Raw genomic sequence first — 15,074 nt, 5'->3', positions numbered from 1 at the left:
GGCACCGGTCAGGGTTGGACTAGGCCGAACATCTGCCGGGCGATCGACAACAGCCAGGACGCCGCCGTCGGGCTGCGGTACTGCGACCAGTTGGTCTGCATGCTGACCACCCAGCTCTGGCCGGTGCGGTCGGTGGCGAACCAGCTGAACGTCAGATCGCCGGGCAGGTTGCCCGCCTTCGCCGCGATGTAGGGCCACTCCGCGCGGTCCAGGTCGATGCCCGGCACGGCGGTGAGGATGTCGTGCACCGGCGCGGCCTCGGCGGTCGCGTTGCGTTGCAGCGCCGCGTGCAGCCGGCAGATGTCGGCCGCGCTGGCGTACCACTCGGCACCGATGTCCGACGCCGGCATGTGGGTGCGCTGCGGATCCGGTTCGTAGGGGCGCGAATTGGTCTGCTGCAGCAGCTGTGCGCGCCCGGCGTGGTTGGCCTGCTTCCACTGCTCACGCAGGTTCGGCTCGCCCCAGCCCACGGAGAACATCTCGTGCATCGTCGGGAACGGCGTCATGCTGGCCGGGTCGTGGTGGCCGGCGGCAACGAGCGCACGCTCGATCGCTCCCGGGCCCAGTCGCGCGATCAGCAGGTCGGTGGCCATGTTGTCGCTGGCCGAGATCATCTGCTGAGCCGCGTCACGCACGGACACCGTCGAGCCGGGAGGGAGCTTGTCGAAGCCCGAGGAGCCGACGGCCTTGGCTTCTTTGGTGATCGTCAGCGGATCGGTCCACGACACCGTGTGCGCTTTCACCGCGTCCGACAGCGCGTAGAGCACGTAGAGCTTGAAGATCGACGCCAACGGCAGCGACATCTCTGTGTTGGTGCCCGCGACCTTCTCGCAGCGGCCGTCGGTCACCTTCGCCACCTGGTAGGAGTACTTCGCGCCCGTCTTGGTGATCTCGGCGTCGACGTCGCTGAACGACGTGATGCGCGGCGGCACCAGGTCGACGGAGAACCGGTCCACCATGCCGGCGTCGTCGGTGCGCAGCTCGATGGTCTGCCCGACCCCGTAGGAGGTCAGTACGTGCAGCGTGGCGCTGCCCGCGCCGACGTCGACCTCGGTGACCGTGAACGGGCGGTCCCACCACATGCGGTCCATCGTCACGCCGACGGCTTCGACGACCTGGGGGGCGGCCAGCGTGCGGATGCCGTTCTCCCCGATGGGCCAGTCGCTGTTGAGCATGTCCATGGTCTGCTTGGCGCGCAGACCCTGCGGGGTGTTGATCTGGATGGGGACGCCGTAGGCGGCGTCGGCGGGAGCGGGCCGGGTGGCGGCGCAGCCGTTCACCAGCGCGGCGACAGCGATGAGTGCGGTCACGCAGGTGAGCGCGCGGCGTCGCGCCCCGGCGCCCCTAGGCCTGCGCGCGGGTTCCTGCAACGTCGAGCACAACCTCGAACTCCAGCAGTGACGCGCCCTTGGCGACGGGGTTGGCACGTTCCCCGGCATGCGCCTCGATGGCGGGTCCGGTGGCCCAGGCCTGGAACGCCTCTTCGGATTCCCACTGGGTGACGACGAAGTACCTGTCCTCGCCCTTGACGGGGCGCAACAGCTGGAACCCGAGGAAGCCGGCCTGGTTGTCGACGGCATGGGCGCGGTGGGCGAACCGCTTCTCCAGCTCGGGTCCGGCGCCGGGCGGGACCTCGATCGCGTTGATCTTCACCACCGGTGTGGTGTTCGCGTTCTGCTCGGACATGGCGTTCAGGCTACCGCGCGCCCGATGCCATGATGACCCCATGGAGCTGCTCACGGCCCACGGCGGTGCGGGGCGCCCGCTGGTGCTGGTCCATGGCCTGATGGGGCGGGGTAGCACGTGGTCGCGGCAGCTGCCCTGGCTCGCCGGCCACGGTCGGGTGTTCACCTACGACGCGCCGTGGCACCGGGGGCCAGAGGTGCCCGACACCCACCCGATCTCGACCGAGCGTTTCGTCGACGATCTGGCCGAGGCGGTCTCCAGTCTGGGCGAACCGGCCGTGCTGATCGGGCATTCGATGGGTGCGCTGCATGCGTGGTGTCTGGCTGCGCAGCGGCCCGAGGTGGTCGACGCGCTGGTGGTCGAGGACATGGCGCCGGACTTCCGCGGCCGCACCACCGGTGCGTGGGAGCCGTGGCTCTACGCACTGCCGGCGGAGTTCGCGTCGGAGGCGCAAGTCATCGAGGCGTTCGGCCCGGTCGCCGGGCGGTACTTCCTGGACGCCTTCGACCGCACCGCCACGGGCTGGCGGCTGCACGGGCAGCCGTCTCGGTGGATCGAGATCGCCGCTGAGTGGGGGAGGCGGGATTACTGGGCGCAGTGGCGGGCCGTCGACGTGCCGACGCTGCTGATCGAGGCCGGCGACTCGGTGACCCCGCCGGGGCAGATGGCGGAGATGGCGCGCACGGGTGCTGAGACGACGTACGTCACGGTGCCCGGCGCCGGTCACCTGGTCCACGACGACGCCCCGATGAAATATCGGGACGTCGTCGAGGCGTTTCTATCGACGTTCGCCGGTGGCGGTTGAGCTTGGCCAGGACGGCTGCCGTTCGAAGCGGGTCCGGATGGCGTCGGCTTCATGCTCGATGCGCATCAGGTCGCGGTCGTCGGTGAACAACCGCCCGGCCAGTGGTGCGGAGATGCGGAACTGGTCGCGGTGCAGGCGCAGCACGCCGGAGCGGTGAGCTGCCCAGGTGAGGGCCGCAGCGAGGGCGAACGGTGCGGCGAGGATCAGGGAGGTCAGTGCGATGCTCATGGCAGTAATGCTCCGCCTGCGAAAGATCGTGCCACCAGTGGCAGAAGCGACATCCGTCGATAAGATGCTGCCATGACGATACGGACGGTGTCGGCGCTGGTGCTCGACGGGCTGGCAGTGTTCGAGTTCGGCGTGATCTGCGAGGTGTTCGGCATCGACCGCTCCGCGGACGGCGTGCCGAACTTCGACTTCAAGGTCTGCGGCCCCGAACCCGGCAAGCCGCTGCGCACGTCGGTCGGCGCCACGATCATCCCGGACCACGGGCTCGACGACCTCGTCGGAGCCGATCTGGTCGCGATCCCCGCGATCGGCGGCGGCGACTACCTGCCCGAGGCGCTGGCTGCGATCCGGCGGGCCGCCGATTCGGGGTCGATCATCCTGACGGTGTGCTCGGGCGCGTTCGTCGCCGGCGCGGCCGGCCTGCTCGACGGGCGGCCGTGCACCACCCACTGGATGCACGCCGACGAGCTCGCCCGCATGTATCCGACCGCCCAGGTGGACCGCAACGTGCTGTTCGTCGACGACGGGAACCTGGTCACCAGTGCGGGCACCGCGGCGGGCATCGATGCGTGTCTGCACCTGGTGCGTCGCGAGATGGGCAGCGAGATCACCAACAAGATCGCCCGCCGAATGGTGGTGCCACCGCAGCGCGATGGCGGTCAACGGCAGTACATCGATCAGCCGATTCCGGTGCGATGTTCGGAACGCTTTGCCCCGCACCTGGATTGGATTCTGGCCAACCTCGACAAGCCCCACACCGTCACGTCGCTGGCGCGCAGGGCCCACATGTCGGGCCGCACGTTCGCGCGCCGCTTCGTCGAAGAGACCGGCCGCACCCCCATGCAGTGGGTGACCGATCAGCGTGTGCTGTTCGCCCGGCGGCTGCTGGAGGAGACCACGCTCGACATCGACAACATCGCCGAACAGTCCGGGTTCGGCAACGCCACGCTGTTGCGCCACCACTTTCGCCGCATCATCGGCGTCACGCCGTCGGACTACCGACGTCGATTCGCTTCTGCCGCAGCGGAAGCGGAGTGCGCCGCTACTGCCTGACGTCGCCGGCTTCGCCGGCGAGAGCGAACCGGCCGTCGTCGGTCTGCTCCACCAAACCGTCCACCAGCAGCGAATCCAGGCAGCGGTCGCGCTGAGCGGTGTCGGTCAGCCACGCCACGTCCAGTTGCGCACGGGTGACCGGTTTGTCGCTGCCGCGCAACACGTCCAGCAGCTTGCCCCGCACCTGACGGTCGGTGCCGGCGAACTTCTGCACCTTGCGCGCGGGGCCGGTGCCGGCGGGAAACCCGAGCGAGCGCCACGCGCACCGCGACAGCGGGCACACGCCGCACTTCGGCGATCGCGCCGTGCACACGATCGCGCCGAGTTCCATGAGCGCCACCGAGAACGTCGGCGCCCGCTCGTCGTCGGGCAGCAGCGCCGCCACGTCGTCGAGGTCACGGACCGACGCCGCCGCGGCGTCGTCACGCCCGTGCACCGCTCGCGCGACGACGCGGCGGACGTTGGTGTCGACCACGGGCACCCGCTGCCGGTAGGCGAAGCAGGCCACCGCCCGCGCGGTGTAGGTGCCGATTCCGGGCAGTGAGAGCAGGGTGTCGACATCGGTGGGCACCACGTCGCCGTATTCGGTGGCGATCACCGTCGCGCACTCGTGCAGCCGCTTGGCCCGCCGCGGATAGCCCAGCTTGCCCCAGGCGCGCAGTACGTCGGCCGCGCTGGCCGCCGCGGTCGCCGACGGGGTCGGCCAGCGGGCGATCCACTCCTGCCAGATCGGCTCCACCCTGGCGACGGGCGTCTGCTGCAGCATGAACTCGCTGACCAGGATCTGCCACGCCGAGACCCCCGGTTGCCGCCACGGCAGGTCGCGCTGCGCGGCGGCGTACCAGTCGAGGAGCTCACCCGCGTCGATCATCGATGCAGGCTGGGGCAGAATGGCCGCCATGCCGAACACGAACCCGTTGACCGCGTGGAAAGCACTCAAAGAGGGTAACGAGCGCTTCGTCGCGGGGAAGCCGGAGCACCCGAGCCAGAGCATCGAGCACCGCGCCAGCCTGGCCGCCGCGCAGAAGCCGACGGCGATCGTGTTCGGGTGCGCCGACAGCCGCGTGGCCGCGGAGATCATCTTCGACCAGGGGCTCGGGGACATGTTCGTGGTCCGCACCGCCGGCCACGTCATCGACAGCGCGGTGCTCGGCTCGATCGAGTACGGGGTCGCCGTGCTGAACGTGCCGCTGATCGTGGTGCTCGGCCATGACAGCTGCGGTGCGGTCGGAGCCACGCTGACCGCGCTCGACGACGGTTCGCTGCCCGGTGGCTACATCCGCGACGTCGTCGAGCGGGTGACGCCGTCGATCCTGGTGGGCCGCCGCGAAGGCCTGAGCCGCGTGGACGAGTTCGAGGCCCGCCACGTCACCGAGACGGGCAGGCAGCTGCGCAGCCGCTCCACCATCATCTCCGATGCCGTGGCCGAGGGCCGGCTCGCGATCGTCGGGTTGACCTACCACCTGGCCGACGGGCAGGTGGTGTTGCGCGATCACATAGGCGACATCGGCGAAAACTGAAAGGCAACACGCCGGGTGGCGTCGAACAGAGTCGCTTGAGCTGGCCTTACCGTGATCTCGTGCTGGATTTGGAACCGCATGGCCCGCTGCCCCAACAGATCTACTGGCGACGCAGGATGTTGGCGCTCGGCGTGTCCGTGCTGGTCATCGGGATCATCGCCGCCGTCGTCGCCGTCGTGGTGATGAACAGCACCAGCACCGAGCAGCCCACCGCCAACGAGGCGCAGAGCTCCCAGGCAGCCGCCCCGGCGACGCCGCTGCCCGGAGACAATCCGCAGGTCAAGACCCCCATTCAGGCGCCGGCTCAGCAGGCGCCGCCGCCGACCGCGACCCCGACGGCCGCCGTGGTGCCCCCGCCGATCCTCAAGGAGGGCGACGACTGCCCCGACTCCACGCTGGCGGTCAAGGGCATCACCAATCAGCCGCAGTACGTCGTCGGTGATCAGCCGAAGTTCACGATGGTGGTCACCAACATCGGGTTGGTCGCCTGCCAGCGCGATGTCGGTGCGGCGGTGTTGGCCGCGTACGTGTATTCGCTGGACAATCAGCGGCTGTGGTCGAACCTGGACTGCGCGCCGTCCAACGAGACGCTGATCAAGACGTTCCAGCCCGGCGAGCAGGTGACCACCGAGGTGACCTGGACGGGGATGGGTTCGGCGCCGAACTGCCCGCTGCCGCGTCAGCCGATCGGGCCGGGTACCTACAACCTCGTCGTGCAGTTGGGCAATCTGCGGTCGGCGACGGTGCCGTTCGTCCTGGCGCAGCCGGGCCAGCAGCCGCCGCCGGTCGACGGTGCGCCGCACCTGCCGGTGCCCGGGCCCGCACCCGCGGGCTAGGCCAGCCGGTCGGCGATCGTCGACTCGGCCAGCTGAGAGAGGCCCTCGCGGATGTGGCGCGCCCACATCGAGCCGATGCCGTCGACAGACTGCAGATCGCTCGCGCTCGCCGCGAGCAGGCCCTGCAGGGAACCGAAGTTGCGCACCAGCAGGTCGACGTGCGCGAACTGCAGCCGCGGGATGCCCGACATCGCGCGGTAGCCGCGTGAGCTCATCGCCGAGTCCTGCGCCTCGGCCGTCGATGGGTATCCGAAAACCCTTGCCAGCGTGGTGAAGTCGAGCAGCTCGTTGTCCGACAGCCCGTCGAGCTCCTCGAGAGTCGCGGTCACCTGCGCAGCGGTGGGTGGATCGGGATTGGCGTGGTAGTCGCGCACGATCAGCTCGCGGTCGATGTCGTTGTCACCCACCAGCTCGTCGAGCTGCAGCTTCAACTGCCGGCCGTCGGTGCCGAGTTCGACCACGTCGGAGTCGATCTCGAGGCTGATGCGGCGCACCATCTCCAGCCGCTGCACCACGGTCATCACGTCGCGCAGCGTCACGAAGTCCTCGATCTCGGCCATCGAGAGCTGCCTGCTGACTTCGTCGAGGCGGGTCTTGTAGCGCTCCAGCGTGTCGATCGTCTGGTTGGCACGCGAGAGGATGGTCGCCGAGTCGGGCACCACGTGCCGCTCCCCGGCGACGTAGACCGTCACGATGCTCATCGAGTGGCTGACCGAGATCACCGGGTAGCCGGTCTGGATCGCGGTGCGCTCAGCCGAACGGTGCCGGGTTCCGGACTCCTCGGTCGGGATGGACGGGTCGGGCACCAATTGCACGTTGGCACGCAGGATTCGGCTGCCGTCGCTGGACAGCACCACGGCGCCGTCCATCTTCGACAGCTCCCGCAGCCGGGTGGGCGCGTAGCGCACGTCCAGCGAGAAGCCGCCGTCGCAGATCGCCTCGACGCTGTCGTCGAACCCGATGACGATCAGGGCCCCGGTGCGCCCCCGCAGGATGCGCTCCAGCCCGTCGCGCAGCGGAGTGCCGGGTGCCAGTCGGGCGATCGTCTCCCGCAGCGTCGGACGGGCCAACGGAACGACCGTGCGCGTGCTGCGTCCCGTCGACTTCACGGCCATCCGATCCCCTCGAGAGTTGGCTCAGTTCGCGTCATTCTGGCTGATCCGGCGCAGCACCTGCAATGCCGAGGAGATGTTGTCGGCCTCGAAGGTCCGCAACCCGGCGGGCGCCGAGGTCAGCCCGGCCGGCACGACGGCCGTGGTGAACCCGAGGCGGGCGGCCTCGGCCAACCGGCGATCCATCCCGGTGACCCGGCGTAGATCGCCGGCCAGGCCGACCTCGCCGATCGCGATCGCCGATGTCGGCATCGCCAGATCGGTGTACGCGGAGGCGATCGCCAGCGCGACGGCGAGATCCGATGACGAATCGGTGAGCCGCATGCCGCCGACCGTGGACAGGTAGATGTCGTTGGCGCCGACGGGCAGCCGCGCCCGCTTCTCCAGCACCGCGGTGATCATCGCCGCGCGGGAGGAATCGATGCCGCTGACCGCGCGACGCGGGCTGCCGCTGGCGGGGGAGCCGATCAGCGCCTGCACCTCGCCGATCATCGGGCGTTTGCCGTCGAGCGTGACGGTCACCGAGGTGCCGGGCACCGGTTTGGGACGCTGGTCCAGGAACAGGCCCGACGCATCCGCAACGCCCTCGATCCCGTTGTCGTGCAACAGGAAACAGCCGACCTCGTCCGCGGCGCCGAACCGGTTCTTGATGCCGCGCACCATCCGCAACGCCGACGCGCGGTCGCCTTCGAAGTGCAGCACGACGTCGACGAGGTGCTCCAGTGAGCGAGGCCCGGCGATCGCCCCGTCCTTGGTCACGTGGCCGACGAGCAGCATGGCGACCCCGGTCGTCTTCGCCGTCATCGTCAGGGCGGTGGTGATGGCCCGAACCTGGGTCACCCCGCCGGTGACACCGTCGGCCTCGGTGGTCGACATGGTCTGCACAGAGTCGACGACGACCAGCGACGGCCTGACCGCGTCGATGTGGCCGAGCGCGGTCTGCAGGTCGGATTCGGCGGCCAGGTAGACCTCGTCGTGCGTGCATCCGGTGCGCTCGGCCCGCAGCCGGATCTGACCGGCCGATTCCTCACCCGATAGGTAGAGCGCACGACGCCCCATCTGCGCCCAACGGTGTGTGACCTCGAGCAGCAGCGTCGATTTTCCGACACCGGGATCGCCGGCGAGCAAGGTGACCGAGCCGGGCACCACGCCGCCACCGAGAACCCGGTCGAGCTCACCGATGCCGGTGGGGTAGTGCCGTGTGCGCCCGGGGTCGATGGCGCTGATGGGTACGGCGGGGGAGGCGGGGGCGATGGCACGGCGGATCGCTGTCCCGCCGACGGCGGCCAAGGCCACCTCGTTGACCGTGCCCCATGTCCCGCAGTCGGGGCAGCGACCCACCCATTTGGGCGTTTGATGGTGGCATTCCGAGCACCGATATTGCGAACGTGTTTTCGAAGGCCGGGCCACGAGTGCGACGGTATCGGCCCGCACCGACAAGTGGAGGGCGCGGCGCGCCCGTGTCGGGTGGCTAGTGTCCGCCCGCGTGCTCGCCGGAACTCTCCGAGACCGCTGCTCCGGCGTCGGAGACCTCGCGCCGCGGCGATTCGCCGGCGGAGATCGGCACGGGCACCGTGGTGTCTCCCGCCTTCTCGAACGTGAACGTGAAGTCGTAGGTCAGGCCGTTGGTGATCGGCTTGGTCAGCGCGACGCGCGCCTGGGCCGCATCGGCGGGCTCGACCGCCTCCAGCGGCGTGGTCTGCCCGTCCGGGGTGCCGACGATCAATGCCCCGTTGGCGGGCAGATCCCTACCGCCGGTCAGCGACACCGAGCCGATGTCCGACGTGATGCGGACGAGCTTGTCGTTGGTGTCGGGCGAGGTGTTTGCGGCGGTGAAGATCAGCTCCACGTCGCTGCCCGGACGCACGTAATCCGATGTCTGCTGGGCGCGCAGGTGGACGTTGCGCAGCGCGATGGGGCCGGCTTTGCCACTCGTACCGTTGATCGCCGGCTCCTGCGTAGCCGTCTGGGACACCTGACCGGCACCGCAGCCGCTCAGCACGGCCGACAGCGCGATCGCTGCCGTCGCCACGGCGGTCGTGACAGAAGTGCGCCGATCCAAGGGTTTCACTCAGGTGCCTCCTGCTCGGCCGGCAACGCGACGTGACATGCCGGTCTCCATCGTTCGACTATGCAGAGTAGTAGGTCGCGATTGCCGGCGGTAGCGCAGGGCGCACCAGGCGCCCGCCTTGCACGGAATCGGGCCCCTGTCAACCCCCGATGTTGCCCGTCTGTGCCCCTGACCTGCATCGTTGGTGCACCCCCGGAAACGGCCCGTGTTAAACTCGTCATGTGAAAGGGGCTCGAATCTGATGATTTTCAAGGTCGGAGACACCGTCGTCTATCCACACCACGGTGCTGCGTTGATCGAGGCGATCGAAACCCGAACCATCAAAGGCGAGCAGAAGGAATACCTCGTCTTGAAGGTCGCCCAGGGCGATCTGACTGTCCGGGTGCCTGCGGACAATGCCGAATACGTGGGGGTGCGCGACGTCGTCGGCCAGGAGGGCCTCGACAAGGTTTTCCAGGTGCTTCGTGCCCCGCATACCGAAGAGCCGACGAACTGGTCGCGCCGCTACAAGGCCAATCTCGAGAAGCTGGCCTCCGGTGACGTGAACAAGGTCGCCGAGGTCGTCCGCGACCTGTGGCGTCGTGATCAGGAGCGCGGGCTCTCCGCGGGCGAGAAGCGGATGCTGGCCAAGGCTCGGCAGATTCTCGTCGGCGAACTGGCGCTGGCCGAGAACACCGACGACGCCAAGGCGTCGATCATCCTCGACGAAGTTCTCGCCGCCGCGTCCTGACGTGATTCCTCGCGTCGGTCTCGGTATCGACGTCCACCCGGTGGAAGCGGGGCGGCCGTGCTGGCTGCTGGGTCTTCTGTTCGACGACGCCGACGGTTGTGCCGGTCACTCCGACGGCGACGTCGCCGCCCATGCTCTCTGCGACGCACTGCTGTCCGCAGCGGGCATGGGCGACGTCGGTGAGGTCTTCGGCACCGACCGCCCCGAATGGCGGGGGGTGTCGGGCGCGGACATGCTGCGCCATGTCCGTTCTCTGCTCGACGACGCCGGGCTGCGCGTGGGGAACGCCGCGGTGCAGGTCATCGGCAACCGGCCCAAGGTCGGCCCACGCCGGGCGGAAGCGCAGGAGCTGCTGTCCGCGCTCGTGGGTGGACCGGTGTCGGTATCGGCGACCACCACCGACGGGCTCGGGTTGACGGGACGAGGTGAGGGTCTGGCGGCGCTCGCGACGGCCCTGGTGACAAGCGATGAGGGTTCTGCCTGATCCGGCCGGTAAGCTGGCCCGTCGTGACCGAACGCCCTGCAGCTCCCATGCGGCTGTATGACACCTTGTCTGGCGGTGTGCGCGATTTCGCGCCGCTGCGGCCCGGCCACGTCTCCATCTACCTCTGCGGTGCCACCGTTCAGGGTCTGCCGCACATCGGCCATGTGCGCAGCGGCGTCGCGTTCGACGTGCTGCGGCGATGGCTGACCGCGAAGGGCTACGACGTCGCGTTCATCCGCAACGTCACCGACATCGACGACAAGATCCTGAACAAGGCGGCCGACGCGGGCCGGCCGTGGTGGGAGTGGGCGGCGACCTACGAGCGTGCGTTCTCGGCGGCCTACGACGCGCTGGGTGTGCTGCCGCCGTCGGCCGAACCGCGGGCCACCGGGCACATCACGCAGATGGTCGAGCTGATCGAGCGGTTGATCGAGCGCGGCCACGCTTACACCGGGGCGGGTGACGTGTACTTCGACGTCGCGACGCTGCCCGACTACGGCAAGCTGTCGGGGCACCGGATCGACGACGTGCACCAGGGCGAGGGGGTCGCGACCGGCAAGCGGGATCAGCGGGACTTCACGCTGTGGAAGGGCGCCAAGCCCGGCGAGCCGTCCTGGCCGACGCCGTGGGGACGCGGCCGGCCCGGCTGGCACACCGAGTGTGTGGCGATGGCCCACGAGTACCTGGGCGCCGAATTCGACATCCACGCCGGCGGCATGGACCTGGTGTTCCCGCACCACGAGAACGAGATCGCCCAGGCCGAGGCGGCCGGTGACGGTTTCGCCCGGTTCTGGTTGCACAACGGCTGGGTCACCATGGGTGGCGAGAAGATGAGCAAGTCGCTGGGCAATGTGCTCGCCATTCCTGCTGTGCTGCAACGGGTTCGGGCCGCGGAGCTGCGGTACTACCTCGGTAGCGCGCACTACCGGTCGATGCTCGAGTTCTCCGAGACCGCACTGGCCGACGCGGCGAAGGCCTACAGCGGTATCGAGGATTTCCTGCATCGCGTGCGCAACCGCGTGGGTGCGGTGGTGCCGGGCGAGTGGACACCGAAGTTCGGCGCCGCGCTCGACGACGACCTGTCGGTGCCCATGGCGCTGGCCGAGGTGCACGCCGCCCGCGCCGAGGGCAATCGCGCGCTGGACGCCGGCGACCACGAGTCGGCGCTGACGCAGGCGATGTCGATCCGGGCGATGATGGGCATCCTGGGCGCCGACCCACTCGACGAGCGCTGGGAATCCCGCGACGAGACGTCCGCCGCATTGGCCGCCGTCGACGTCCTCGTCCAGGCCGAGGTGCGCCGTCGCGGTGAGGCCAGGGCGCGCCGCGACTGGGCCGAGGCCGATGCGATCCGGGACCGGCTCAAGGAAGCCGGCATCGAGGTGACCGACACCGCCGACGGTCCGCAATGGTCTCTCAGCGACGGAACGGACAAGTAGATGGCGGGCAATTCTCAGCGCCGCGGCGCGATACGCAAGGCAGGGACGAAGAAGGGTCCGACGGTCGGCTCCGGCGGCGTGCGAAGGCGCGGCCTGGAGGGCAAGGGGGCGACGCCGCCCGCGCATCAGCGGCCCAATCACCCGGCGGCCAAACGCGCCGCCAAGGCGGCGCGGCAGGCGCAGGGCAGGCACAAGAAGACCGACGACACCGAGACCGTCCTGGGCCGCAATCCGGTGGTGGAGTGCCTGCGCGCGGGTGTGCCGGCGACGGCGCTGTACGTCGCGCTGGGCGCGGACTCCGACGAACGCCTGACCGAGGCGGTGCAGACCGCGGCCGATCGGGGCATCGCCATCCTTGAGGTGCCCAAGCACGACCTGGACCGGATCGCGGCCAACGGCCTGCACCAGGGCATCGCGCTGCAGGTGCCGCCCTACGCCTACGCCCATCCCGACGACCTGCTCGCGCAGGCGAAGAAAGATGTGGCACCGCCGCTGCTGGTGGCGCTCGACAACATCTCCGACCCGCGCAACCTCGGGGCCATCGTCCGTTCGGTCGCCGCGTTCGGCGGCCACGGCGTGCTGATCCCGCAGCGCCGGTCGGCGTCCGTGACGGCGGTGGCGTGGCGCACCAGCGCCGGCGCGGCCGCACGCACCCCGGTCGCCCGGGCCACCAATCTCACGCGCGCGTTGAAGCAGTACGCCGATGCGGGCATTCAGATCGTCGGGCTCGACGCCGGTGGGGACACCGCGATCGACGACATCGACGGTAGCGGCCCGATCATGGTGGTGGTCGGGTCCGAGGGCAAGGGGCTGTCCCGATTGGTGCGGGAGACCTGCGATGCCATCGTGTCGATACCGATGGCCGGGCCCACCGAATCGCTCAACGCGTCGGTGGCCGCAGGCGTGGTGCTGGCCGAGATCGCCCGCCAGCGCCGCAGCTAGACGCCGATCAGCTCGAGCCCGGCCCACAGCGCGAGCACGGCCGCGACCAGAGTCACCGGGGTGGTGACCAATCCGACGCGGCTGAACTCGGCGAAGCTGGGGTTGATGTCGCGGCGGACGACGCTGCGCCACAGCAGGTTCGCGAGCGATCCCACATAGGTGAGGTTGGGGCCGATGTTGACACCGATCAGCACGGCCAGGACCGCGGCCGGGCCGACGGGCGCCGCGAGCGGCAGCAGTACGAGCACCGCGGGCAGATTGTTGACGATGTTGGACAGCACCGCGGCTACCGCGGCGATGCCGAGCAGCGCCACCAGGCCCTGTCCGTCGGGCAGCACCCGGTGCATCGCGGGTTCGAGGCCGTTGCGCATCACCGCCGCGACGACCACGCCCAAGCACAGCACGAACGCCAGGAACGGCACGTCGATCGCGACGACGATCCTGCGGACCGACGTGCGCCGAGTGACCAGCCCGCGCACGCCGAGCGCCACTGCCCCGGCCAGGGCCGCCCACGCCGGCGACAGACCCACCAGGGAGGTGACCGCGAACCCGGCCAGCGTGAGCCCGACGGTGACCAGAGCGAACAGCGGCAGCTCGACGGGTTCGCGCGGCGCGGGCTGCGGTTCGACTGCGAGATCGCGACGAAAGAGCATGCGCAGCAACACGTATTCGACTGCGATGGCGGCCAGCCACGGCAACGACATCAGCGCGGCGAAATGTAGGAACGTCAATCCGGCGGCGCTGAACGCCAGCAGGTTGGTCAGGTTGGACACCGGCAGCAGCAGCGAGGCGCTGTTGGACAGGTGCGCGGTCGCATAGGCATGCGGCCGCGCGGGCACGGCCAGCGTGCGTGCCGTCGCGAGAACCACCGGGGTGAGCAGCACGACCGTGGCGTCCAGGCTGAGGATCGCCGTGACGGCGGCGGAGACCCCGAACACCGACAGCAGCAGCCGGTGCTGGCCGCCGGAGGTGGCGCGGGCCATCAGCACACCGGTCGCGTGGAACAGGCCTTCGTCGTCGCACAGCCGCGCCAGCACCAGCACCGCGGCGAGGAAGCCGACGACGGGCGCGAGTTCGCTGATCTCGGCCCACGCGCCCGGCCAGTCGATCGCGCCGGTGACGATGACGAGTGCGGCGGCGGGTACCGCCACCACCGCCTCGGGCCAGCCGTGCGGGCGCAGCAGCGCGAAACCCAGGACCGCGACGAGCGCGGCCACCGACAGGATCAGAGCCATGGATCGGCGCGCTGCCAGAGGGTCGGGAAGTGCAGGGGCACGCCGTCCTCGGCGGCGAGCGTGGCAAGGGTGCGCACGGATGCGTCGAGGTCGTCGGCGGCGTAGGGCAGCGCGCGCAGCGGCTGGTCGAGGGAGCGGAAGAAGTCGTCCCAGTGGATGAGCACGACGCGGCGCGCCCCGACGGTGCGCACGGTCTCGGTCCAGTACTCGACGAGATAGCTTCGCGGCTGCAGTCCGAGTTGGCCGACGCCGAGGTAGGCCACCTCGGCGCGCCGGCCGGCCAGGGCGCCGCGGCGGAAGCCGGCGCTGCCGACGATCAGGATCGTCCGCCCGCTGTGGCGGTGGGTGACGAGCGTGGACCACGCTTCGCCGCAGCGGTACGCCGACGCGCGGGCCGGCGGCCGGACCGGCGCGGTGATCTGACCGGGGAACCGGTCGGGAGGGCAGTGGTGGCCTTCGATCAGGGTGACGTCGAAGGCGCCGGTGGTGACGGGTTCGCCGGGGGTGACGACGTCGACGCGGTCGAGGCCCGCTCCGCGGCCGATCTGCGCAGCCGAGGTCCCGCCGAGCAGCCGGGCACCGGTTCTGGTCGCGACGACGGCGGAGTCCATGGCGTGGTCGAAATGGGTGTGCACCGGGGTGACCGCGTCGAGGTGCGTGATGCCGAGCCGCGTGAGCGCGCTGTCGATGCGGGACGACGACGGACGCAGGGGCCGGGTCGCGACGGCGACGAGGCCGGGTCGGGAGAAGAAGCCGTCGGTCAGCACCGCGGAGTCTCCGTCGGTGACGAGCAGCGTCGTGACGCCGGCCCACGTCACCGTCACCGGCGACCCGGTCGTCGCCGCGGGTACGTCGAATTGATCGGCGTACGCGGCGAGGTCGGGCCTGCCGAGCTTGAGGCGCATGACGGCAACCCTAGGGGGCGATCCTGGG

The 15,074-nt window shown here is 70.0% G+C and carries 17 protein-coding genes; 8 read left to right on the top strand and 9 right to left on the bottom strand.

Annotated elements, in window-relative coordinates; all coding sequences use genetic code 11:
• Positions 1–8: 8 nt before the first annotated feature.
• On the bottom strand, positions 9–1,310 hold the full coding sequence (locus ACXYX3_RS23270) for a serine hydrolase (protein ID WP_241205364.1): 1,302 nt from the start codon (positions 1,308–1,310) through the stop codon (positions 9–11).
• A 34-nt stretch (positions 1,311–1,344) separates the two neighbouring features.
• On the bottom strand, positions 1,345–1,686 hold the full coding sequence (mhuD, locus tag ACXYX3_RS23265) for a mycobilin-forming heme oxygenase MhuD (protein ID WP_241205365.1): 342 nt from the start codon (positions 1,684–1,686) through the stop codon (positions 1,345–1,347).
• A gap of 40 nt (positions 1,687–1,726) precedes the next feature.
• Between mhuD and ACXYX3_RS23260 the strand changes: the two genes are divergently transcribed.
• Positions 1,727–2,491 carry an alpha/beta fold hydrolase gene (locus tag ACXYX3_RS23260; protein ID WP_241205366.1) on the top strand — a complete coding sequence of 255 codons (765 nt, stop codon included), beginning with the start codon at positions 1,727–1,729 and terminating at the stop codon, positions 2,489–2,491.
• Here the strand turns inward: ACXYX3_RS23260 and ACXYX3_RS23255 are convergent.
• Positions 2,465–2,719 carry a hypothetical protein gene (locus tag ACXYX3_RS23255; RefSeq protein ID WP_458609177.1) on the bottom strand — a complete coding sequence of 85 codons (255 nt, stop codon included), beginning with the start codon at positions 2,717–2,719 and terminating at the stop codon, positions 2,465–2,467. The genes ACXYX3_RS23260 and ACXYX3_RS23255 overlap by 27 nt on opposite strands.
• 72 nt (positions 2,720–2,791) lie before the next feature.
• On the opposite strand from ACXYX3_RS23255, the gene ACXYX3_RS23250 reads away from it, so the two are divergent.
• A complete protein-coding gene (locus ACXYX3_RS23250; protein WP_458609176.1) occupies positions 2,792–3,772 on the top strand; it encodes a helix-turn-helix domain-containing protein in 981 nt (326 codons plus the stop codon).
• Here the strand turns inward: ACXYX3_RS23250 and ACXYX3_RS23245 are convergent.
• Positions 3,762–4,673, bottom strand: coding sequence for an HhH-GPD family protein (locus tag ACXYX3_RS23245; RefSeq protein WP_458609175.1), 912 nt, complete (start codon positions 4,671–4,673; stop codon positions 3,762–3,764). The two genes, ACXYX3_RS23250 and ACXYX3_RS23245, sit on opposite strands and share 11 nt — an antisense overlap.
• Here ACXYX3_RS23245 and ACXYX3_RS23240 point away from each other — a divergent pair.
• Both ACXYX3_RS23240 and ACXYX3_RS23235 read left to right on the top strand, forming a co-directional pair.
• Complete coding sequence (locus tag ACXYX3_RS23240; protein ID WP_241205370.1) at positions 4,672–5,292, top strand: carbonic anhydrase; 621 nt, start codon at positions 4,672–4,674, stop codon at positions 5,290–5,292. The genes ACXYX3_RS23245 and ACXYX3_RS23240 overlap by 2 nt on opposite strands.
• 59 nt (positions 5,293–5,351) lie before the next feature.
• Positions 5,352–6,128: a hypothetical protein gene (locus ACXYX3_RS23235; RefSeq protein WP_458609174.1), complete on the top strand. Its 777-nt coding sequence runs from the start codon at positions 5,352–5,354 to the stop codon at positions 6,126–6,128.
• Here ACXYX3_RS23235 and disA read toward each other — a convergent pair.
• The 3 genes from disA to ACXYX3_RS23220 all read right to left on the bottom strand — a co-directional run bounded on the left by disA (position 6,125) and on the right by ACXYX3_RS23220 (position 9,311).
• Complete coding sequence (disA, locus tag ACXYX3_RS23230) at positions 6,125–7,243, bottom strand: DNA integrity scanning diadenylate cyclase DisA (protein WP_241205372.1); 1,119 nt, start codon at positions 7,241–7,243, stop codon at positions 6,125–6,127. The genes ACXYX3_RS23235 and disA overlap by 4 nt on opposite strands.
• Before the next feature lie 21 nt (positions 7,244–7,264).
• A complete protein-coding gene (gene radA, locus ACXYX3_RS23225; protein WP_241205373.1) occupies positions 7,265–8,650 on the bottom strand; it encodes a DNA repair protein RadA in 1,386 nt (461 codons plus the stop codon).
• A gap of 61 nt (positions 8,651–8,711) precedes the next feature.
• Complete coding sequence (locus ACXYX3_RS23220; RefSeq protein ID WP_241205374.1) at positions 8,712–9,311, bottom strand: copper chaperone PCu(A)C domain-containing protein; 600 nt, start codon at positions 9,309–9,311, stop codon at positions 8,712–8,714.
• Positions 9,312–9,552: 241 nt separating this feature from the next.
• On the opposite strand from ACXYX3_RS23220, the gene carD reads away from it, so the two are divergent.
• Genes carD through rlmB form a run of 4 tightly spaced genes read left to right on the top strand, consistent with a single transcriptional unit; the run spans position 9,553 to position 12,906 of the window.
• Complete coding sequence (gene carD / locus ACXYX3_RS23215) at positions 9,553–10,041, top strand: RNA polymerase-binding transcription factor CarD (protein ID WP_167097262.1); 489 nt, start codon at positions 9,553–9,555, stop codon at positions 10,039–10,041.
• Position 10,042: 1 nt separating this feature from the next.
• A complete protein-coding gene (gene ispF, locus ACXYX3_RS23210; protein WP_458609172.1) occupies positions 10,043–10,525 on the top strand; it encodes a 2-C-methyl-D-erythritol 2,4-cyclodiphosphate synthase in 483 nt (160 codons plus the stop codon).
• 47 nt (positions 10,526–10,572) lie between these two features.
• The gene (cysS, locus tag ACXYX3_RS23205; protein ID WP_255730483.1) at positions 10,573–11,964 is read left to right on the top strand and encodes a cysteine--tRNA ligase; all 1,392 of its coding nucleotides are present in this window, start codon (positions 10,573–10,575) and stop codon (positions 11,962–11,964) included.
• Positions 11,965–12,906 (top strand): 23S rRNA (guanosine(2251)-2'-O)-methyltransferase RlmB, encoded by a 942-nt coding sequence (rlmB, locus tag ACXYX3_RS23200; RefSeq protein WP_458609171.1) that lies wholly within the window; start codon positions 11,965–11,967, stop codon positions 12,904–12,906.
• On the opposite strand, the gene ACXYX3_RS23195 is transcribed toward rlmB, so the two are convergent.
• Positions 12,903–14,141, bottom strand: a complete 1,239-nt coding sequence (locus ACXYX3_RS23195; RefSeq protein WP_458609170.1) for an SLC13 family permease — start codon at positions 14,139–14,141, stop codon at positions 12,903–12,905. The genes rlmB and ACXYX3_RS23195 overlap by 4 nt on opposite strands.
• On the bottom strand, positions 14,132–15,046 hold the full coding sequence (locus ACXYX3_RS23190) for an MBL fold metallo-hydrolase (protein ID WP_458609169.1): 915 nt from the start codon (positions 15,044–15,046) through the stop codon (positions 14,132–14,134). The genes ACXYX3_RS23195 and ACXYX3_RS23190 overlap by 10 nt, the downstream gene beginning before the upstream one ends.
• Positions 15,047–15,074: the final 28 nt, after the last annotated feature.

Source organism: Mycobacterium sp. Panama NTM2 (assembly GCF_054355555.1).
This window is presented reverse-complemented; position numbering and strand designations above follow the sequence as displayed.